Origin of the sequence: Bacillus sp. NTK071 (assembly GCF_017303315.1) — a bacterium.
Taxonomy (GTDB): Bacteria; Bacillota; Bacilli; order Bacillales; family Guptibacillaceae; genus Guptibacillus.
On sequence record NZ_JAFKOI010000001.1, the window covers coordinates 409518 to 428802 of the forward strand.

Annotated in this window: 22 protein-coding genes and 1 tRNA gene; 18 read left to right on the top strand and 5 right to left on the bottom strand. The window is 39.9% G+C overall.

Annotated elements, in window-relative coordinates:
- The first annotated feature begins 31 nt into the window (after positions 1-31).
- The 3 genes from hflX (at position 32) to glnA (ending at position 4199) form a co-directional block, all read left to right on the top strand.
- A complete protein-coding gene (gene hflX, locus JI666_RS02085) occupies positions 32-1294 on the top strand; it encodes a GTPase HflX (RefSeq protein WP_211201400.1) in 1263 nt (420 codons plus the stop codon).
- 12 nt (positions 1295-1306) lie between these two features.
- Positions 1307-2572 carry a methionine gamma-lyase family protein gene (locus JI666_RS02090; protein WP_206888460.1) on the top strand — a complete coding sequence of 422 codons (1266 nt, stop codon included), beginning with the start codon at positions 1307-1309 and terminating at the stop codon, positions 2570-2572.
- A gap of 289 nt (positions 2573-2861) precedes the next feature.
- On the top strand, positions 2862-4199 hold the full coding sequence (gene glnA / locus JI666_RS02095) for a type I glutamate--ammonia ligase (RefSeq protein ID WP_206888462.1): 1338 nt from the start codon (positions 2862-2864) through the stop codon (positions 4197-4199).
- Positions 4200-4483: 284 nt separating this feature from the next.
- Here glnA and JI666_RS02100 read toward each other — a convergent pair whose 3' ends face one another.
- Entirely contained in the window at positions 4484-5251 is a 768-nt protein-coding gene (locus JI666_RS02100; protein ID WP_206888463.1) for a PAS domain S-box protein, read from the bottom strand.
- A gap of 227 nt (positions 5252-5478) precedes the next feature.
- Between JI666_RS02100 and JI666_RS02105 the strand changes: the two genes are divergently transcribed.
- The 4 genes from JI666_RS02105 (at position 5479) to JI666_RS02120 (ending at position 8876) form a co-directional block, all read left to right on the top strand.
- Complete coding sequence (locus JI666_RS02105) at positions 5479-7290, top strand: dihydroorotate dehydrogenase (RefSeq protein ID WP_206888466.1); 1812 nt, start codon at positions 5479-5481, stop codon at positions 7288-7290.
- 161 nt (positions 7291-7451) lie between these two features.
- Positions 7452-7856 carry a VOC family protein gene (locus JI666_RS02110; protein ID WP_206888468.1) on the top strand — a complete coding sequence of 135 codons (405 nt, stop codon included), beginning with the start codon at positions 7452-7454 and terminating at the stop codon, positions 7854-7856.
- A gap of 11 nt (positions 7857-7867) precedes the next feature.
- Positions 7868-8332, top strand: a complete 465-nt coding sequence (locus JI666_RS02115; protein ID WP_206888470.1) for an NUDIX hydrolase — start codon at positions 7868-7870, stop codon at positions 8330-8332.
- A gap of 16 nt (positions 8333-8348) precedes the next feature.
- The gene (locus tag JI666_RS02120; RefSeq protein WP_206888472.1) at positions 8349-8876 is read left to right on the top strand and encodes a dihydrofolate reductase family protein; all 528 of its coding nucleotides are present in this window, start codon (positions 8349-8351) and stop codon (positions 8874-8876) included.
- Between the two features lie 167 nt (positions 8877-9043).
- On the opposite strand, the gene JI666_RS02125 is transcribed toward JI666_RS02120, so the two are convergent.
- Together JI666_RS02125 and lexA are read right to left on the bottom strand one after the other, a co-directional pair.
- Complete coding sequence (locus tag JI666_RS02125; RefSeq protein ID WP_206888474.1) at positions 9044-9535, bottom strand: ferritin; 492 nt, start codon at positions 9533-9535, stop codon at positions 9044-9046.
- A 97-nt stretch (positions 9536-9632) separates the two neighbouring features.
- Positions 9633-10253, bottom strand: coding sequence for a transcriptional repressor LexA (gene lexA / locus JI666_RS02130; protein WP_136945468.1), 621 nt, complete (start codon positions 10251-10253; stop codon positions 9633-9635).
- 153 nt (positions 10254-10406) lie between these two features.
- On the opposite strand from lexA, the gene yneA reads away from it, so the two are divergent.
- The 10 genes from yneA to JI666_RS02180 all read left to right on the top strand — a co-directional run bounded on the left by yneA (position 10407) and on the right by JI666_RS02180 (position 15944).
- Positions 10407-10727 (top strand): cell division suppressor protein YneA, encoded by a 321-nt coding sequence (gene yneA / locus JI666_RS02135; protein WP_206888476.1) that lies wholly within the window; start codon positions 10407-10409, stop codon positions 10725-10727.
- Positions 10728-10730: 3 nt separating this feature from the next.
- Complete coding sequence (locus JI666_RS02140; RefSeq protein WP_206888478.1) at positions 10731-11381, top strand: YneB family resolvase-like protein; 651 nt, start codon at positions 10731-10733, stop codon at positions 11379-11381.
- A 66-nt stretch (positions 11382-11447) separates the two neighbouring features.
- Positions 11448-11684, top strand: coding sequence for a DUF896 domain-containing protein (locus JI666_RS02145; RefSeq protein ID WP_206888480.1), 237 nt, complete (start codon positions 11448-11450; stop codon positions 11682-11684).
- A 121-nt stretch (positions 11685-11805) separates the two neighbouring features.
- Entirely contained in the window at positions 11806-12090 is a 285-nt protein-coding gene (locus JI666_RS02150; RefSeq protein WP_206888482.1) for a HesB/YadR/YfhF family protein, read from the top strand.
- A gap of 155 nt (positions 12091-12245) precedes the next feature.
- Positions 12246-12689 (top strand): sporulation inhibitor of replication protein SirA, encoded by a 444-nt coding sequence (sirA, locus tag JI666_RS02155; RefSeq protein ID WP_206888484.1) that lies wholly within the window; start codon positions 12246-12248, stop codon positions 12687-12689.
- Positions 12690-12781: 92 nt separating this feature from the next.
- A complete protein-coding gene (locus JI666_RS02160; RefSeq protein ID WP_206888487.1) occupies positions 12782-13009 on the top strand; it encodes a YneF family protein in 228 nt (75 codons plus the stop codon).
- A gap of 114 nt (positions 13010-13123) precedes the next feature.
- Positions 13124-14050 carry a M15 family metallopeptidase gene (locus JI666_RS02165; RefSeq protein WP_206888489.1) on the top strand — a complete coding sequence of 309 codons (927 nt, stop codon included), beginning with the start codon at positions 13124-13126 and terminating at the stop codon, positions 14048-14050.
- A 110-nt stretch (positions 14051-14160) separates the two neighbouring features.
- A complete protein-coding gene (locus JI666_RS02170) occupies positions 14161-14871 on the top strand; it encodes a cytochrome c biogenesis protein CcdA (RefSeq protein WP_206888490.1) in 711 nt (236 codons plus the stop codon).
- 20 nt (positions 14872-14891) lie between these two features.
- Entirely contained in the window at positions 14892-15347 is a 456-nt protein-coding gene (locus JI666_RS02175; RefSeq protein WP_206888492.1) for a Na(+)/H(+) antiporter subunit B, read from the top strand.
- A gap of 108 nt (positions 15348-15455) precedes the next feature.
- Entirely contained in the window at positions 15456-15944 is a 489-nt protein-coding gene (locus JI666_RS02180; protein ID WP_206889278.1) for a CcdC family protein, read from the top strand.
- Positions 15945-15976: 32 nt separating this feature from the next.
- Here the strand turns inward: JI666_RS02180 and JI666_RS02185 are convergent, their stop codons facing one another.
- Together JI666_RS02185 and JI666_RS02190 are read right to left on the bottom strand one after the other, a co-directional pair.
- A complete protein-coding gene (locus JI666_RS02185; protein ID WP_206888494.1) occupies positions 15977-16405 on the bottom strand; it encodes a DUF2621 family protein in 429 nt (142 codons plus the stop codon).
- 360 nt (positions 16406-16765) lie between these two features.
- Positions 16766-16862, bottom strand: a tRNA-Sec gene (locus JI666_RS02190).
- Between the two features lie 522 nt (positions 16863-17384).
- On the opposite strand from JI666_RS02190, the gene selB reads away from it, so the two are divergent.
- Positions 17385-19262: a selenocysteine-specific translation elongation factor gene (gene selB / locus JI666_RS02195; RefSeq protein ID WP_206888496.1), complete on the top strand. Its 1878-nt coding sequence runs from the start codon at positions 17385-17387 to the stop codon at positions 19260-19262.
- Positions 19263-19285 lie beyond the last annotated feature (23 nt).

A 19285-nucleotide genomic window follows, 5' to 3' on the forward strand; every position in this document is an offset into this window, starting at 1 on the left:
AGACTGATAGATAAAGGCAGGGAACGAACCTTTGAATAAAGAACGAATTGAAGTAGCTGAACCGGCAATATTGATTGGATGTCAGCTTCAAAAATATACTGATGAGCAGTTTGCTTATTCGATGGATGAGCTTGCTGCTTTAACAAAAACAGCAGGTGGAGTAGTTGAAGGCACTCTTTCGCAAAAACGTGAACGTATTCATTCTGCTACATTTATAGGGAGAGGGAAGGTAGAAGAACTTTCCGAGCTTATTGAGGAAAAGGAAGCAAGTATCGTTATTTTTAATAGCGAACTTTCTCCAAGTCAACTTCGTAACCTCTCAGAAGAACTTGATGCTAGAGTGATTGATCGCACTCAGCTCATTCTTGATATTTTCGCACAGCGAGCGAGATCAAGAGAAGGCATGCTTCAGGTTGAACTTGCACAGCTTCAATACATGCTTCCACGCCTTGCAGGACAAGGAACGTCCTTATCAAGGCTTGGGGGCGGTATTGGTACCAGAGGACCGGGGGAAACGAAGCTAGAAACGGATCGCCGCTATATTCGGAACCGTATTACCGACTTAAAGAAACAGCTTGATCATACAGTCAAGCATCGTGAACAGTATCGAGCAAGAAGAAAACGGAATGAAACGATGCAGGTTGCTTTAGTTGGCTATACGAACGCTGGTAAATCAACGATATTTAATCGATTAACTAATTCAGATTCATATGAAGAGGACAAGTTGTTTGCAACGCTTGATCCAATGACAAGACAGTTGAAGCTTCCAAATGGTTACAATGTACTCTTAACGGATACAGTTGGTTTCATACAGGATCTTCCAACAACGCTTGTTGCGTCGTTTAAATCTACGCTTGAAGAAGCGACCGAAGCCGACCTTATTCTTCACGTTATTGATGCTTCACATCCTGATCGAGCACGACACGAAGAAATCGTTCTTAAGTTGTTGAAGGATTTAAAAGCATCACACATTCCTGTATTAACGGTCTTTAATAAAATGGACCGTGCGGATCCTGCTGTGCACAGCAGTGTGAACGAACAAATTCACATTTCGGCTTTAAAGAAGTCTAACTTGATAAGTCTAAACGATCGTCTTCAAAAAGAAGTTTTGAAGCAAATGGAGTACTTCTCTATTTCGATTCAGGCTGATCAAGGCGATAAGCTTGCTTATCTACAAAGTAACACCGTGCTTTTAGAACGTAAATGGGATGAAGAGAAGGACCACTACAGATGCAAAGGCTATGCACCACAACATCTTTACGAACGAATCGTGAAAGAGTGGAACAACGACTAGGAGTAGACAAACATGTTTAAACATTTTACACACCAGGATGAACTTAAGAAACTATCAAGAGATGCAGAAAATAAAATTCAACCTGTTCTTAGAGAAATTGACGAACGAGTCGAAGCAAATCAGTACCGCGTTTTACAGGCATTTCATCAAAATCGGATAAGTGATTTTCATTTTACCCCATCAACAGGATACGGCTACGACGATGATGGAAGAGATACGCTTGAGAAACTATATGCAGATGTTTTTGGTGGAGAAGCCGGTCTTGTAAGGCCACAAATCGTTTCTGGTACACATGCAATTGCAACGGCTCTTTTCGGAGTATTACGACCGGGAGACGAGCTTCTCTATATCACGGGAGCTCCATACGACACGCTAGAAGAAATCGTAGGAAAACGCGGGACCGGTAACGGCTCATTAAAAGATTTTAACATTGGTTACCAAGATATTGCACTGTCTGACGGAGCGGTTAATTACGATGCTGTCCGTGAGGCTATGACGGATCAGACAAAAGTAATCGGAATTCAGCGTTCAAAGGGATACGCCAATCGTCCATCTTTCACAATTGATGAGATCCGTGAAATGATTGAATTCGTTAAATCAATTAAAGAAGACGTGGTTGTGTTTGTAGATAACTGTTATGGTGAATTTGTTGAAGAGCTTGAACCCTGTCACGTCGGTGCTGATTTAATCGCAGGCTCCCTTATTAAAAATCCTGGGGCAGGAATTGTTAAAACAGGCGGTTATCTTGTTGGCAGAGAGGACTTAATTGAACTTTGTGGTTACAGGTTAACGTCACCTGGAATTGGTAGAGAAGTGGGCGCTTCACTCTATTCCTTGCAAGAAATGTATCAAGGTATTTTTCTCGCGCCACATACAGTAGGGCAGGCTGTGAAAGGTGCTGTTTACAGCTCGGCCCTTTTAGAAGCTGCTGGGTTTAATACAACACCACACTGGAATAGTATGCGTACGGATCTCATTCAATCTGTGCAATTTAACGATCGGGAACGCATGGTTGCATTCTGTCAGGCGATACAATCTGCTTCACCAGTTAATGCGCATGTGCGCCCTGAACCTGCTTATATGCCAGGGTATGAAGATGATGTCATCATGGCGGCGGGTACGTTTATCCAAGGAGCAAGTCTTGAATTATCGGCAGATGGTCCACTAAGACCGCCGTACGTAGCATACGTTCAAGGTGGGCTTACGTTTGAACACGTGAAAATAAGTGTGCTTCGAGCGGTCGATGAATTGTTAATAAAAGGTTTGATCACAGTATAATTGGGAATAAAGGCAGGGGTCGAGTCGATCTCTGCTGTTTTTTTGTTTAAAAATGATGTTAGATTATCTAACGTACTTTAACACGATGATGTGAAGGCTATAGTATATTGTTAAGTAAGTGAAGAAGGAAGTGGCAATTGCGAATTCTCAGTTTGTTCAGAATTTTGGCATTTATTCGTATTGCCCACGTACGGCGAGTCGATCAGATACAGATCTTATAGTTTTACTCGTGCAGTTTGTCCAACGGATTCACTAAATCTTTATATTTCTTAAGGAGGATTCATTTTACATGGCTAACAAATTCACGGCAGACGATATTAAGAAGATGGCGCAAGACGAGAACGTAAAGTTTATTCGCTTGCAGTTTACTGACCTACTAGGGATTATTAAGAACGTAGAAATTCCAGTTGATCAGCTTGAAAAAGCTCTTGATAATAAAATGATGTTTGACGGTTCTTCTATCGAAGGGTTCGTTCGTATTGAAGAATCCGATATGTATCTTTATCCAGACCTCGATTCATGGGTCGTTTTCCCATGGTCATCTGAAAAAGGAAGAGTAGCTCGTCTTATCTGTGACATTTACAGCCCTGATGGCACTCCTTTCGATGGGGATCCTCGTTCAGTGCTTAAACGCGTTCTTAAAGAAATGGAAGAGCTTGGTTTCTCTGACTTCAATATTGGACCAGAGCCAGAATTTTTCCTATTCAAAATGGATGAGAACGGTGAACCAACGCTTGAGCTTAACGATAAAGGCGGATACTTTGACCTTGCTCCTACAGATCTAGGTGAAAACTGTCGCCGTGATATCGTACTTGAGCTTGAGGACATGGGCTTTGAAATCGAAGCTTCTCACCATGAAGTAGCACCTGGACAGCACGAAATTGATTTTAAATACGCTGATGCCATTACAACATGTGATAACATCCAAACGTTTAAACTAGCGGTTAAAACAATCGCTCGTAAACACGGCTTGCATGCAACGTTCATGCCAAAGCCACTTTTCGGTGTTAACGGCTCAGGTATGCATGCGAACATGTCTCTGTTCAAAGACGGGGAAAATGCATTCTACGATCCAAAAGACGAGCTTGGTCTAAGCGAAACAGCACGTCAATTTATCGCAGGAACGATGAAGCACGCTGAAGCGTTCACAGCGGTAACTAACCCAACTGTTAACTCTTACAAGCGTCTTGTACCTGGATACGAAGCACCTTGCTACGTTGCTTGGTCTCTTCGTAACCGTAGTCCGCTTATCCGTGTACCAGCATCACGCGGAATCAGCACTCGTATCGAAGTACGTAGCGTAGACCCATCTGCAAATCCATACCTTGCAATGGCAGTTCTACTAGCAGCTGGACTAGACGGTATCAAGAACAAAATGACGCCTCCTGAGCCAACTGAGCGGAATATCTATGTTATGGACAAAGACGAGCGCGTAGCAGAAGGCATTACAGATCTTCCTGCAACACTATACGATGCACTTCAATTGCTTAAGAGCGATGAAGTTATGATGAGCGCTCTCGGCGAGCACGCATCTGAACACTTTATCGAAGCGAAAGAAATTGAGTGGGATATGTTCCGTACGCAAGTACACCCTTGGGAACGCGAACAGTATATGACGACTTATTAATAGCTAAACCCCTTGATACGACTAGTATCAAGGGGTTTTTAATGAGAGCTGATATTATTGAAATAAGAACTATATTTAGTAAAACATCAGAATTATCACTTGTCCTTTTTCTAGTCTCATATTAATAAAATGCTGAACACTAGGCATGCAGTTTGTTTCAATAACAATCTTTTAGAATGTACAAACCTGTTGTTTTTAGAAGCTATTTAACAAGAAGAGATGTATTGTGCTCTGCTAAACTAAAAGAAAAACCCCTATGATAGGAGTCTTGTATTGATCGATTTTCAGTTAGAACTAGTTACATCTATACCTAAAGAGATCAGTGCCTCTTTAACCTTCGATTTTGTTGGAATTGAGCTTAGCCTTGTATCGATCTGTAGAGCGATGAGAGCTAGTTCAGGTCTAAGACCAGTAAAGATGGATTGCACTCCAAGTAGTGATAATACACTGTAAATTTTAAAGAGATACTCCGTAACAATATAGTCCAATGTATAGATTCCTGAAAAGTCAATAATAAGATGATTTACGCCCTGTTTTTTGACTTTAAGAGGGATATTTTCTAGAAGCTGTCTGGCTCTATCTTCATCAAAAGATCCAATAAGGGGTAGTATGGCAATACCATCTAGAAGGGGAACAATTGATGACGACAATTCGTTAACTTGATTGATAGTTTCTAAGTGTTTCTTTTCGTTTAGTTTCCTTTCTGTAATGTCCTTCACATAAGTTTGGATCGCCAGAGTATCTCCTAAACGTACAGGGTGGCAATATAATTCAACATCAACTGTTTTTCCGTCCATTCTATAAATGGTTTCCTCAATAACTTTTGCTGGTTTTTCATAAGCAGATTGTATTCGATCAAATATAGAGGATTTAGAGGTTTCTTGAAAAATATCTAATGGGCTAACACCAATAAGTTCTTCTCTAGGCGCTCTGAAAAAATCTACTGCTACACTATTAACGTCAATTATTTTCAGTTCTGTATGTATAATTAACGGATCAAGGGAATACTCCATGACTTGACGATAGTCAATGTTTTCAACCTTTTCGCTCATAGTAATTACTCCCGTCTTATACTTTTGTAATAAACATCATGTTACCACCTTAACAAATACAAACATTAAATAGCAATTATCTGAATTGAAAGGAAATGATAAGAAGCTGGTTAAAAATATGATATGGTGATGTAGCATGGTGATTTTCTAGTAATAAATGTGAGAGAAGCCTTCCTAATCACGTGCGGGATCTGACTGTAAAACTAAATGAAAAAGGGGGCTTGCATATGCCGGACTGGTCCTATCATGTACTGTTTAAACCTTTCCTATCAAGATGGAATACCGAAGTTTCAAGAGAGTTTATTCATCAATCAATGAATCGCATCGCATCACTACCAGGAGGGCATCATCTCATACACTTTTTAGGAAGAGAAGAAGTATCAGAAGAGTTAACGGTCAAGATTGAGAACCTATCGTTTCCTGGTTGTGTTGGGCTATCAGACAAAATAGATCCACGTCTATCTGGTTTAAAAGGGTTTAGTCATTTAGGGTTCAGTTGTATTGAAATAGGTCCAATTACAAAAGAACCCTCTGAAAAATATTTAAAACCAATTAGAGTTCAGAATGGTGCAATCTTTCTTCCTGAACGTGGAGAAAAAGTGGGGCTTACAAAGACAATTCAAAGGTTAGACCAAGTCAAGCTGACGCAGCCCTTTTTGTTCAATATAAGTGGAACAAACAATGAGATAATTGAGATAGCTAGAGCATTAAGACCTTATAACGGTGTTTATGAGATTCACTATGATCAAATCGATTTCAGTAATTTATCTATTTTGAAGTTGATCGGTGAGTGGAAATGCATTTTTGTTCGAGTTCCAAGTCGTAAAATTGAAAGTGCTAATTTACATCAAATTCATCCATACATAACAGGTATTGTGCTTGATGAAGATCTAAGTTTAGATACAAATGAAAACCTTACTATACATAAGCAAGCGATTGAATATTGTAAGAAAGTACATCCTTCATTACGATTAGTGACAGTAGGCGGAGTCAAAGAGCCAGTAGATGCGCTTGGGTTTTTGAATAATGGTGCTGATTTGCTGTTGTTATCTGGTGAATATGTAGAAGTCGGGCCTGGTTTGACGAAGAGGATATATGAAGCGATTCTTGATACGGATGATCATAAAGAAGAGAGTAATGGATGGAAGGATTACTTCTTGTTTGGATTTTTCGTCATGATTGGTGGCATTATTGCTCTGGTGTTAAGTCTGACCTCCATTGTGCTACCTTATGATGAAAGCTTTATGCAATTATCTCGTGAGGAGCTACTCCTTTTCAATGAGCGACTACTGTGGTTTATGGCGCATGACAGGATGACCTTAGCTGGAACGATGATTTCCGGTGGAGTTGTTTACATGACGCTGTCGATAAACGGAGTGAAATACGGATTGCTGTGGGCGAAACAAGCGATTGATATTGCTGCCATTATAGGATTTTTGGGCATTCTGCTTTTCATTGGTTATGGGTACTTCGATTGGTTACATTTGCTGTTTTGGATCGTGTTATTACCTTTCTACTTGAGAGGATATGTAAAATCGAAGGAAATAAAGGGAACACCTAAATCCCTTAACCGACACAATGACTTGGCTTGGAGAAGAGGAGTGTTGGGGCAATTTTGTTTTGTTATGCTTGGGTTTTCGTTTGTTCTTGGCGGCGTAATTATTGCTGGGATAGGCGTGACGGGTGTTTTTGTTCCAACTGACTTGCAATATATCTGTATGCCTGCGGATGCTATTCAGTCATTCAATGATCGGCTAATTTCCGTTATCGCTCATGACCGAGCTGGATTTGGATCAGCAATGATTAGTGTTGGTTTGTTAGTGTTAATGTCTGCTCTCTGGGGATTTCAAGCGGGAAATAATTGGCTGTGGTGGATGTTTCTTTTAGGAGGGATACCTGCCTTTGTATCAGGTATCTTCGTACATATCATGATTGGTTATACGACGTTTATTCATTTGCTACCAGCTTACATAGCTCTAGGGCTATTTTTGGGAGGATTATATTTCTCGCATAGCTATTTGATGCAGAAGAAAGCGTAGTTTCTACTTCGTAAAACTATTTTTTCCTCATGCTAAAGTCGTAGTAAAGTTCATTCGATGTTCTAAAGCTTTTACTCCTTGAAACGAATAAAATAGTTGTAAATAGTTTGATGGATCATCAGAAGAAAAAACCAATCCAAGCTCACCGGAGGGAATACAAAATGAACTTTAAAGACTTTACCGCAGTTCAAATTCGAATTGCTAGACCGACAGATCAATTAGAGGAGATCGTTCGTTTTTATGAAGTGGGTCTAGGATTAAAAAGGGTTGCCGAATTTTCAGGACATGTTGGGTATACAGGCGTAGTCTATGGTTTACCAAATCTACACTATCAACTAGAGTTCACGACACATGAACAAGGGAGTCCTTGCCCTGCTCCTACTACTGATAACTTGTTCGTTTTTTATATTCCGAACAAAGAAAACCTCGAGAAAGTAGCAGATAGGCTCAAAGAAATGGGACATGGAGAAGTTGAACCTGAAAATGTGTATTGGAAAGAGAGAGGCGTAACGATAGAAGACCCTGATGGGTGGAGAGTGGTATTAATGAACACCGAAGGAATTTAAGGAGGTTATTCATGGATTACATACAGCACCTACGCTCTATGATAGGGCACGAAAAAGTGATCATGGTTGTAGCGGGAGCGATGGTCTTCGATTCTCGAAATCGATTATTGCTACAGCTCCGAACAGATAATGAATCGTGGGGACTGCCTGGTGGGTTTATGGACTTGAACGAATCTGTACAGGAAACAGCGAGACGAGAGGTGTTTGAAGAAACAGGACTTACTTTGAAAGACATGTCGTTATTTGGGGTTTACTCAGGACCTGATAAAGACAAGCAGTTTGCAAACGGAGATCAGGTTTCACCGGTGCAGATTCTATTTCGTTGTGATGAGTATGGAGGGGAATTAATGAAAGACGATGAATCCCATGATCTAGCGTTTTTTCACCTAAATAAACTTCCGGAAAACCTGTTTCCAGAGCATCGTATAATGATCAATGATTTATTACAGCATAAAGAACAACCGGTAATCGGTTAGGAAAAGGAGGGGAACGATGAGTAAAAGAAAAGTAAGCGTCTATATCGCTACAAGCGTTGATGGCTATATTGCAACGGAGAATGACTCGCTGCACTGGCTGTTTCGTTCAGAGCCAGAAGGTGACGCTGGGTACGGGGAGTTCTATGAAACGGTCGATACGATTATAATGGGGCGACGAACGTACGACTGGGTAATGGAACAGGTGAAAGGTAAGTACCCATATGAGGAGAAGAAGTCCTATATTTATACTTCTAGCCCTGAAGAGAACACATCAAATATCACTTTCACGAGCGAGGAACCGTCTACTCTCATCGATCGGATAAAGAAGGATGATGGTGAAAGAATCTGGCTTGTCGGTGGCGGGGCGCTTATCAATGCTTTTCTGCAGAATAATCTCATAGATGAGTTTATTATTTCAATAGCGCCTGCTTTAATTGGAAAAGGCATTCCGCTTTTCAAAAACAGTGAGATTGAGCATGAACTCGAGTTAACGGACGTTCGGCGGTACGGGCAGTTCGCTCAGTTGCATTATCACATAAAGTAAAAACTAAGTTAGGGTAGCACTCGCAAATAAGCAAAAGAACTCACCAATTATAAGAAGGGTGAGTTCTTTTGCTTGTTTGCTGATTCCTTTTGATGCGGAATAGTACAGAAGAAATTAATTAACTATCGTAACGTATGTGTAATGGAGAAGAGTATTTATTACAATTACTAGCCAGGCTGCCTTTGGCCAAGTTCTTGATCAATTAAGAGTAGAGATGATGTGTTATCTCCAGCTAATTTCAGCCTTTCAACAATGGTGAGTGCTTGCGCTTCTTCATCAATCTGTTCTCGTAAAAAGTCCTGCACGATGACAGTGGTTTGAGGATCAATTTTTTTAATGTAATTGTAAGCCTGTCGATAAGAATCCGTGACATATTGTTCATGATCTAAAACTTGTTGGAAGGTTTCGAGTGGTGTTCCAAAGTCTGTCGATTGCTCCGGTAAGGCAGCTAGCTTCACAATGCCGTCTTTACCAGCTAAATAATCAATGAGGGTGAGTAAGTGTGTTCTCTCTTCATTAGATTGAATTCTTAACCACCTGGCCATACCTGTGTAGTTTTTTCTGTCCATGTAAGCGGACATTGCTAAATAAAGCGTTGAAGAAACATGTTCGATTTGAATAAGCGTATTCAACAAATCCTGAACCTCTTCTTTAACCATTACGATTCACCTCTTTATACATCATTACAACATACCTTATGAAATAGGCATGTGTAGAGTTCCAGAAGAAATAAAAAAAGAAGCGCAATTTGCGCTTCTAATGGATCGAACGAAAGACACCAACAACTTTACCAAGAATGGACACAGAATCTAGAATAATGGGCTCCATTGAAGAGTTCTCCGGTTGGAGACGGAAGTAATTGCTTTCTTTAAAGAATCGCTTAACAGTTGCTTCACCTTCATCAGTCATCGCAACAACAATATCCCCATTGTTTGCAGTTGGTTGTTGTTTCACGATAACCATATCTCCGTTATAAATACCAGCTTCGATCATACTGTCCCCTTCGATGACAAGAATGAAGGTATGTTCTTCATCTTGTGCAAACTGTTCAGGAAGTGGGAAATATTCTTCTACATTTTCAATCGCAGTAATCGGCTGACCTGCAGTAACTTTACCAATAACAGGAACGTTTACAGTGTGTTGGCGAGGGATATCAATGGCTTCCTCTAGACCAAGCACTTCAATTGCTCTAGGTTTTGTAGGATCACGACGGATGTAACCTTTTTTCTCGAGTCTTGCCAGGTGGCCATGGACAGTTGAGCTTGAAGCAAGTCCAACAGCTTCGCCAATTTCTCTTACAGAGGGTGGATAACCCTTTTGCTTCACTTCGACTTTAATAAAGTCCAGAATGTCCTGTTGACGCTTTGATAGTTTCATATATCTGGCACCTCGTTCCAATCTATCTATTTGTTAGTAGTATACCAGAATTTTTGTTCGCATACAAACATAAGTTCGAAGAAATTAGTTGACACGAACAGAGGTTCTGATATACTAAAAACAGAACAAATATTCGTATATGGGGTGGTTGGGATGAGAAAGCAAGCTGGGGGCTTGTCTGGAATTGATTTTCTTGTCATTATATCTTTTGTAGCTGTGTTAATTATTGTGTTCGTATCATTGCGAACAGCTGCAGCTGAGAATTATGATCGTTACACGACGATTGAATTGGAGCAGGGTGATACTGTCATTGAAATTGCAGAAGAGTATCGTAACGCGCATCATTTGTCTGATCGTAAATTTATCAGTTGGGTTGAGGAAGTAAATCGCATTAATGCAAACAGAATTACAGCAGGAGATACTCTCATCATCCCTGTTGAAGCGAATGCTACCGCACTTGGGGGTATAGAATAAAGAATGAACGCAATTATATATTGTCGTGTAAGCACGAAGAAAGAAGCACAGGAGTCCTCACTTACAAGACAAAAGGAAGAACTGCATAGGTTTGCGTCAGAGTCGGGATTTAAGGTATATAAAATGATTGAAGAAAAGCACAGCGGATATGACATTGATCGAAATGGCATACTTGAGGTGCTTGATTTGTTGAAAGAGGGATATGCTGAGGCATTGTTAATCCAGGATGAAACAAGACTTGGAAGAGGGAATGCCAAAATTGCACTGTTACATGCAGTTCATAAATATGGCGGTACGATCTATACAGTGAATCAAAACGGTGAACTGCAATTATCTGAAGCTGATTCAATGGTGCTTGAAATTGTAAGTATTGTTGAAGAGTTTCAGAGGAAGCTACACAATTTAAAAATTAAACGTGGGATGGACAAAGCAGTGAAGGAAGGGTATCGGCCACAGCGTAACCTCAGCCATCAGAGTAACGGAGGAAGAGATCGTGTCGAGGTTCCAGTTGAGGAAATCGTCAATCTACGTAACCGAGGACTTACATTTAACGAAATAGCAGCTACGTTAAAAGGATTTGGTCATAATGCCTCAAAAGCAACTGTACATAGGCGTTATCAAGAGTTTGTTGACCAACAGGAGGAAAGGCACTAAACTTGTTTATGTGCAATATTTACGTTAGCATAAAAGATACAAGTTGCAGTAAAGGAGCTATTCAACATGCTTTCACAAGATAAAATTCAAAGAATTAATGAGTTGTCACGGAAATCTAAAGAGTCTTCATTAACTGAAGCTGAAAAGAAAGAGCAAAAAGACCTCCGCCAGGAATACCTGAAGAGTTTGCGATCTTCATTTGACAACCAGCTACATTCGATTAAGGTAGTGGACGAAGAAGGTACTGACGTGACTCCAAATAAATTAAAAGAAAGCAAGAAAAGTCGCCGCTTTCTTCAGTAGTAAATAGCCTAATTTTGCGAAAAGCAAAATTAGGCTATTTTTATGGTTGCAATTTTTTGAATTTTCGTTATACTGTACTATAACAAGATGTACTAATACAAATACGGAGAGGGCGGATAAGATGTTTGTTGTAACAGACTCAGCTGCAGAATTTTATAAGAATGAAATGGAACTTAGAAATGGTGACTGCTTGAGATTGTTTGTACGCTATGCTGGAAGTGGAGATAGTGGCGGATTTTCCCTAGGTGTCATGTCAGATCGGCCTTCATATGAAGATTATAAGCAAGAAATTGGTGGAGTTACTTACTTTGTACGACCGGACGATCAGTGGTTTGTCGATCGAATGAAGCTTGATTATGATGAGAGTTGCGGCGGTGTGCTTTGCGACTTGCCAAGCATGGCCTAGCAAATCAAACCTGTACTATAACATATATGTTATAGTACAGGTTTTTTGTATTCGACAAAACTAGTGGAGCCACGCTACATGCATAGACAACGATTTTAATGAGAATGGTGTATACTATCTTTCATAATCAGGCTTTGTCTGACAGGGGGAAGTGTATGCGGCACTACGAGATGTACTTCATTAAGCAAGACGTTGCTTCTCAATATGCTGGTAAGGAAACCCTTTTGTATCAACTCTTCTTGGAACGAAAAGGTGCCTTATTTGTTGAAGAGAAGTCTATATTAGATAAACAGGTCACTTTTATTACAGAGCCTGTTTGTGAAGAGGAACTGAATAAGTATATTGTGAATGAACTAGGTGGTTTTCGAACCTATGAATTTAGAAATGACGGTCATAGGTTATCAATAAAACAATCTAATAGTGACGCTTCCTTATTTGTAAGAGGTGAAAAACTAAATTTATATTCTAGCGGTTCGAACGATGCTGAAACCGTTTTTTTTGAAGTAATTCGTAAATTAACTCCTTCTTTCTTTGCGATCGACTTCCAATCTGGTCGTTATGGCTGGCTTAACCCGGTAAAACAACAGAAGCTAGTTTGAACAAACTCCTACTATTTTAGTAGACGTTATTGTATAATCATTACGGGTTGTAGTACACTATTGGAAGAGAAAGAATAAGGAGGAAATCTAGAATGTGGTGGATGTACACGATTGTGGGCGTTCTAGCGTTGATTGCTGGAGTAGCACTTGGCTTTTTTATTGCCCGCAAGTATATGATGGACTATTTAAAGAAGAATCCCCCAATTAATGAAAATATGCTGCGTGTTATGATGATGCAGATGGGGCAGAAACCTTCTCAGAAGAAAATCAATCAAATGATGAAGGCTATGAATAGTCAAATGACAAATAACGATAAATAAAGCACGGGCACTCTGGTTGCAGAGTGCTTTTTTTATGGGTTGATTTTGGTTGACGGGTCTAATTGGTGTGATGGTATGATAGATTAGACTATAAAACAATCAGGAAGTGTTGATATGACAATGAAGAATCTATTTATTGCAAGTGGCTTATCCTTGGCTCTAATTGCAGGGTGTCAAGCAAATGAACCCAATCAAGGAGCCGATCAAACGACGAACCAGAATCAAAGTGATGATCAAACGAACACCACATCTAAAGAATCGAACAGTAACAACAGTACAAATAGCAACAATCAAAAAGATGATGCTAAGAAAAATGACGATCGTGAAAGTAACAGCAATCAGAATGATGCAAAAAAGAATGAAGACCAAAATAAAGAAAAGCAAAACGAAGCGAATCAGAGTAATGAGCCCGCTTATCCTACTATGGCTGAAACCGTCAAAGAAAACAATGGTGAACTAACTGTTACGAATCCAGATAGTATTTACGTTGTCGCGAATAAGGAGCGTAATTTACCTGCTGACTTCGTACCGAAAAATTTGGTTGAGCCAGATGTTGCTTTTTATGCACCACAAGGAGATCCAAAACGATTAATGGTAAAAGAAGCAGCGGAGGCGCTTGAAGAGATGTTTGCTGCAGCTAAAGAAGAGGGTTATGAGTTAAAAGCTGTATCCGGTTACCGATCTTATGATCGCCAGGAAGCTATTTTCGCTTATAATGCTGATCGCTATGGTGAAGAAAAAGCGAATCAGGTTAGCGCTCAGGCAGGACAGAGTGAACATCAGACTGGATTGACGATGGATATTAGTACGCCGTCCATTGGCAGTTCGCTCACTGAAGAATTTGGGAGCACTCCTGAGGGAGAGTGGGTCGCTAAAAATGCATACAAATATGGCTTGGTTGTCCGTTATTTAAAAGGCAAAGAAGAGATAACAGGTTATCAGTATGAACCGTGGCACGTTCGGTATGTTGGTAAAGAAGCAGCAAAAGATATCCATGAAGCAGGGTATACGCTCGAAGAATTTTTTCCGAATAAAAAATAGTTGATGAATGTTCATAGTATAAACGTATTAATTCGATTACAATCAAGGTTGGAATGGTGATCACATGCACATGCTATAATGATCGTGTGCATTAGACAGGGAGTAATGCAATGGCAGATTTGAACTTGTTTTTGGCGTTCGGTGCCGGTTTTCTATCGTTTATTTCGCCGTGTGTCTTGCCGCTTTATCCGGCGTTTATTTCTTACATCACTGGTGTATCAGTTGATGATTTAAAAGAAGATCGTGGAATGATGCAGAGAAGAGCGATATTCCACACGATTTTCTTCTTGTTTGGATTCTCGATCATTTTTCTCGTGTTGGGTATGTCTACAACACTAATTGGAAATTTGTTCATCCAGTATAAGGAGCTACTTCGTCAAGTTGGAGCGATTCTTATAGTTGTGTTTGGACTTGTCGTTGTAGGGTTCTGGAAACCGTCATTTCTTATGAAAGATAGGCGTTTAACGATTCGGAATCGCCCCGCCGGTTTTATAGGCTCTATTCTTATTGGGATGGGATTTGCAGCAGGGTGGACACCTTGTACTGGACCGATCCTCGCAGCTGTTATCGCTCTTGGTGTTTCGAATCCTGATGCTGGATTCATGTACATGGTAGCCTACACGCTTGGTTTTTCTGTTCCATTTTTCATACTTTCCTTTTTTATTGGGCGAATGCAGTGGATTAAGAAAAACAGTCGATTCATTATGAAGGCTGGCGGGTATTTAATGATTGTGATGGGTGTTTTGTTATATTTCAACTTTATGACAATGTTCACATCATTTCTTGTTAATAACCTCTTTAATGGATTCCAAGGATTTTAAGTTAGAAAGGATGCTTTAATGTGAAAGGGACAAATGATCTTATACTTAAAACGACAACAACAATAATTGTTTTCATTATTTTAGGATTTTCCATCTACCTATTTTTTGCAGGTCACAATGCGCCTGGTGGCGGGTTCATCGGAGGACTAATGACAGCAGGAGCCCTTGTTCTTCTTTACATATCGTATGGTTTTAAAACGATGAACAAGGTCATTCGAATTGACTTTAAGAATTTTATTCCAGTTGGGTTATTGATTGCTGTGTTGACTGGGGTCGGTTCATTTATGTTTGGGCAACCATTCTTGAGCCAAACGGATGCCTATTTCGAACTTCCAATTTTAGGTCATTCTCATCTTGCGACAGCTATGCTGTTTGACCTAGGTGTGTACTTCACTGTTGTAGGTGTAACGATGACAATAATTTTATCCATTGCTGCAGATGAAGGGGAAGAAGTCCTTTCTAAGCAAAATGGTTAAAGAGAGCAGGGGCTTCGACCCTGTTCTTTTTCGTAAGCTTGTATTTTTTGTTTCTTCCACATACAATGGTAAGGATAGGGAGTAACGGTATAGGTGAGGGATGAAAATATGCTGATTTTTAGTACAATTGTAGGAGCTATGATGGCAATGGCGATGGTAGTCATCAGATTGAAAGCTTCGAAAAAACCAGCAACAATTAGAAAAATAATACTTCCGCCTTTCTTCATGGCAACTGGCTTCTTTATGTTTGCAGTACCAGAGGCGAGAGTTCCGTGGTATGAAGCAATAGAAGCGCTTTCCGTAGGTGCTGCATTTTCACTTCTTTTGATTAGAACATCTAAGTTTGAAATTAGAGGGGATCAGATTTATCTGACACGATCAAAGGCTTTTGCGTTCATTTTGATTGGATTGTTATTGGTTCGAATTATTTTCAAACTAATTATAGGGGAGTCTATTCCGGTTCTTCAAACTAGTTCACTTTTCTTTGTGCTGGCATTTGGTATGATTGTGCCATGGAGAATTGCGATGTACTACCAATTTAGGAAAACGGAAAGAAGTCGAGGGCATCGAACCAATTTCCATCAAACATTATCATAAAAAACTCGTTTAGCAATAGCTAAACGAGTTTTTTATTGAAGCAAATGATTATATGGTGCCATATCAATTCGCTTTTCATTTAATTTTTTGATGAGCCACTTGTGATCTCGTTTCGGGGTAGCAATGATATAGCCGCGAATAATGAGGTCCTGTGACATGTTCTTTGCTTTTTCTTGTAATGCGAGTTCGCCAACTGTTCCTGCAATTTTGTATTTAGCAATATCTCTGAATAGTTCAGGAACAGGAGATACCAATTCATCTAAAAGTTTAATTTGATCCGAGCTCCACATGTGTTTCGTTTTCTCGATATGATATTCTTGCCAATCTAATATTGATTTGCCATCTTCTTTAGGTAGGCGTTTGAGAAACTTTCGAAACATAAAGAAGCCGCCGATAGCAATAAGAGAAATTAGTATTATCGTCCAGCTGACAATAAACCATTGAAACCAACCTGCCAACATCATCACCTCTTGGCATTATATTGTCTTAACAATGTTTGAATACGGTCACATTATACGCCGAAAGCAGCGATTAATCAAGAGGAGAGAGCTTTATTTACTTCTTCGTGCGGGAAATGATTTGGTTATGAATACGATTTATTTCAACTTCTACATAGTTGTGTATTTTAGAGGTTGGGGTGGTGATAAAGTTGAAAAAGAGGTGCATCTAGTTAAAGGTGATCCTTACTTATATAATTGGGGGATGCTAGAAGAGGAGGAGGGAAGTTTACTCAACTAGTATTTTTTTAAAGAAAAAGCAGACTGACACGCCAGTCTGCTTTTGGTATAAAAAGATTCGTAATCATATTATGTAAATCGAATTGGCGGGACTGTGTGGGAATCGAACCCACCGAAGACGGCACGCGCCTCCCAGGCGGTTTTGAAGACCGTGGCACTCACCAGACGTACAACCAGCCCCATCGGAATGAGTCATTCTTTTAACATAGTAACTTAAGGAACAATGAGATTCAACACATGTGCTCAAAGGCATTGAATCATTTAAGGGCTTTAGTAAATTACTTAGTAAACATTTTACTTCGGTCAACTAATGACAACATCATTAAGTCATGATTTGTCGAACTGTGGAGGCAGCTATTAAATATAGGAAATAGGAAACTGTATTCTACATTTCTCGACAATGATTACCGGACGTTGCATCAATTCATAATTCGACAAATTATTCCTTGAAACAGTTTTCTATAACGAACTATAACAGTTTGAGAGGTGGTACAGCTTGGATTTGGGAATGTAACAGTTCTCGCTTGTGGATAGCTGTTAATAACTTTTCTAGTATGCACGACTGTATAATTATACGGTCTTGCATGACTGTGTTGGGGAATGTGCCTAAATATAATTACACTTGTAAGGGGTTATAAGTTGCATCCTGATACGACTTTTATTAATGTTAATATCGGATGTAAGTAGATTGGCGGGTGAGTGTATGAACTATTTTACGATCGGTCTTGCGGGACACATTGATCATGGAAAAACAACGTTAACAGGTGCATTGACGGGTATTGATACGGATCGGTTAAAAGAAGAAAAGGAACGGAATATTTCAATCGAGCCTGGTTTTGCGCCATTTCAACTTTCGGAAGAGATGACGGTTTCAATCATAGATGTGCCGGGTCATGAACGGTTTATTAGACAAATGATAGCTGGTGTTGCCGGGATTGATTTGGTTATCCCTGTTGTAGCAGCTGATGAAGGAGTAATGCCACAGACCAGGGAGCATCTAGAGATTCTCTCTCTCCTTGGTATTCAAAGATCCATCATAGCCATTACGAAAGCAGATCTAGTTGATGAAGAGATGCTTCAGCTTGTACAGGAGGATATTATTGACTACATAGAAGACTCTGGATTTGAAGGATCTGAGATTCATATTGTCGATGCTAAGTCGGGCAGAGGACTTGATGAATTGAAAGAAAGTATTACAGCATTTCTTTCACGAGTACCCTCGAGGAATAGAGCAGGAGCATTTCGTCTTCCGATTGACCAAGTATTTACACTACAGGGACACGGCACGATTGTAAGAGGAACGATTTTCGATGGGGAAATAAGCGAAGGTGAAAAGGTTACACTCTTACCTGATCGATTGGAAGCTAGAGTGAGGCAAATACAAACGCATAACGAGAAAGTAGACCGTGCGTTTGCAGGTCAACGAGTGGCGGTCAATCTTGCTGGCATAAACAAGCAGGAGCTTACAAGAGGTCAAGTTATCGTTAATTCTAATCATTATTCGGTAACTTCAACCATTGATCTCGCATTCACACAATCATTAACAATGTCCCACGAATTGAAACAACGCTCACTTGTTACGTTACATAACGGAACAGCTGAGGTAAGGGGGACCATTGTCTTTTTCGATCGGAATGTATTGAAGACTGGTGAGCGAGAAGAACTTTTTTGCCAGATTCGACTTCATCGCCCTATAACAGCAAAAAAGGGAGACCATGTTATTGTTAGACGTCCGACCCCAGTTGAAACAATTGGCGGAGGAAGCATTTTAAATGTAGCTGGAGAGAAATATAAATTCGGCAACGAAACGATTGAAATGTTTGAACAGATGAGTAGAGGTACACCAGGTGAACGGTTAGATCAATTGCTTGATCATGAACTAGTACTCTCTAAGGAGCGGGTTATGCAGCACATTGGCCTTGATGAAGAAGCCTATGTACAACTTACTGAAGAATCTCAACTTGTTCTTTTTGGAAACTATGTAACATCGGACAGTGTATTTAACAGGGTTGTAGAGGCAATTCTAGTTATTCTTCAAAATAATCATCAGCAATTTCCAATGCGAAGAGGTATGCCAAAAGCAGAGCTGATACAGGAACTGAGCAAAACATATCCTGTAAAACTCGTTGAAGCTGCAATTGAGTTGATGATAATGAAAGAAGTTCTTAAGCAAACTGGTCCTTTGTTATCTGAATACTCATTTCAACCTTCTCTTCCTGATTCGTGGAACACAAGAATGACACAGGTTATTCGGGAATTAGATAAACAGGGACTAAACGTATCACCTATTGATGTGCTCATTGAGAAAGAAAGCATCCCCGAGTCACTTATAGGAGAATTTAAGCAATACTTAATAACAGAAAATGTGGCGGTTAGCCTTAATGAGGAATTATATCTTCATCAAAATAGTTGGGAAAAGACCATTACTGAATTGAACTCAGGTACAGGGGATACGTTTACACTTCAAGAAGCGAAGGATATTCTAAATGTGAGTAGAAAGTACCTTGTCCCAGTTCTTGAGAAACTAGATGATAGTGGTTATACCATTAGAAAAGATCGTGACCGTCATTGGAGAAAATAAAGAGGTACGGATGAGGAGTGGGG

What these genes read in the sequence shown, in the direction of transcription:
- JI666_RS02090 (WP_206888460.1), top strand. Translation starts at nt 1,307, where the DNA reads ATGTTTAAACATTTTACACACCAGGATGAACTTAAGAAACTATCAAGA.
- glnA (WP_206888462.1), top strand. Translation starts at nt 2,862, where the DNA reads ATGGCTAACAAATTCACGGCAGACGATATTAAGAAGATGGCGCAAGAC.
- JI666_RS02100 (WP_206888463.1), bottom strand. Translation starts at nt 5,251, where the DNA reads ATGAGCGAAAAGGTTGAAAACATTGACTATCGTCAAGTCATGGAGTAT.
- JI666_RS02105 (WP_206888466.1), top strand. Translation starts at nt 5,479, where the DNA reads ATGCCGGACTGGTCCTATCATGTACTGTTTAAACCTTTCCTATCAAGA.
- JI666_RS02110 (WP_206888468.1), top strand. Translation starts at nt 7,452, where the DNA reads ATGAACTTTAAAGACTTTACCGCAGTTCAAATTCGAATTGCTAGACCG.
- JI666_RS02115 (WP_206888470.1), top strand. Translation starts at nt 7,868, where the DNA reads ATGGATTACATACAGCACCTACGCTCTATGATAGGGCACGAAAAAGTG.
- JI666_RS02120 (WP_206888472.1), top strand. Translation starts at nt 8,349, where the DNA reads ATGAGTAAAAGAAAAGTAAGCGTCTATATCGCTACAAGCGTTGATGGC.
- JI666_RS02125 (WP_206888474.1), bottom strand. Translation starts at nt 9,535, where the DNA reads ATGGTTAAAGAAGAGGTTCAGGATTTGTTGAATACGCTTATTCAAATC.
- lexA (WP_136945468.1), bottom strand. Translation starts at nt 10,253, where the DNA reads ATGAAACTATCAAAGCGTCAACAGGACATTCTGGACTTTATTAAAGTC.
- yneA (WP_206888476.1), top strand. Translation starts at nt 10,407, where the DNA reads ATGAGAAAGCAAGCTGGGGGCTTGTCTGGAATTGATTTTCTTGTCATT.
- JI666_RS02140 (WP_206888478.1), top strand. Translation starts at nt 10,731, where the DNA reads ATGAACGCAATTATATATTGTCGTGTAAGCACGAAGAAAGAAGCACAG.
- JI666_RS02145 (WP_206888480.1), top strand. Translation starts at nt 11,448, where the DNA reads ATGCTTTCACAAGATAAAATTCAAAGAATTAATGAGTTGTCACGGAAA.
- JI666_RS02150 (WP_206888482.1), top strand. Translation starts at nt 11,806, where the DNA reads ATGTTTGTTGTAACAGACTCAGCTGCAGAATTTTATAAGAATGAAATG.
- sirA (WP_206888484.1), top strand. Translation starts at nt 12,246, where the DNA reads ATGCGGCACTACGAGATGTACTTCATTAAGCAAGACGTTGCTTCTCAA.
- JI666_RS02160 (WP_206888487.1), top strand. Translation starts at nt 12,782, where the DNA reads ATGTGGTGGATGTACACGATTGTGGGCGTTCTAGCGTTGATTGCTGGA.
- JI666_RS02165 (WP_206888489.1), top strand. Translation starts at nt 13,124, where the DNA reads ATGACAATGAAGAATCTATTTATTGCAAGTGGCTTATCCTTGGCTCTA.
- JI666_RS02170 (WP_206888490.1), top strand. Translation starts at nt 14,161, where the DNA reads ATGGCAGATTTGAACTTGTTTTTGGCGTTCGGTGCCGGTTTTCTATCG.
- JI666_RS02180 (WP_206889278.1), top strand. Translation starts at nt 15,456, where the DNA reads ATGCTGATTTTTAGTACAATTGTAGGAGCTATGATGGCAATGGCGATG.
- JI666_RS02185 (WP_206888494.1), bottom strand. Translation starts at nt 16,405, where the DNA reads ATGTTGGCAGGTTGGTTTCAATGGTTTATTGTCAGCTGGACGATAATA.
- selB (WP_206888496.1), top strand. Translation starts at nt 17,385, where the DNA reads ATGAACTATTTTACGATCGGTCTTGCGGGACACATTGATCATGGAAAA.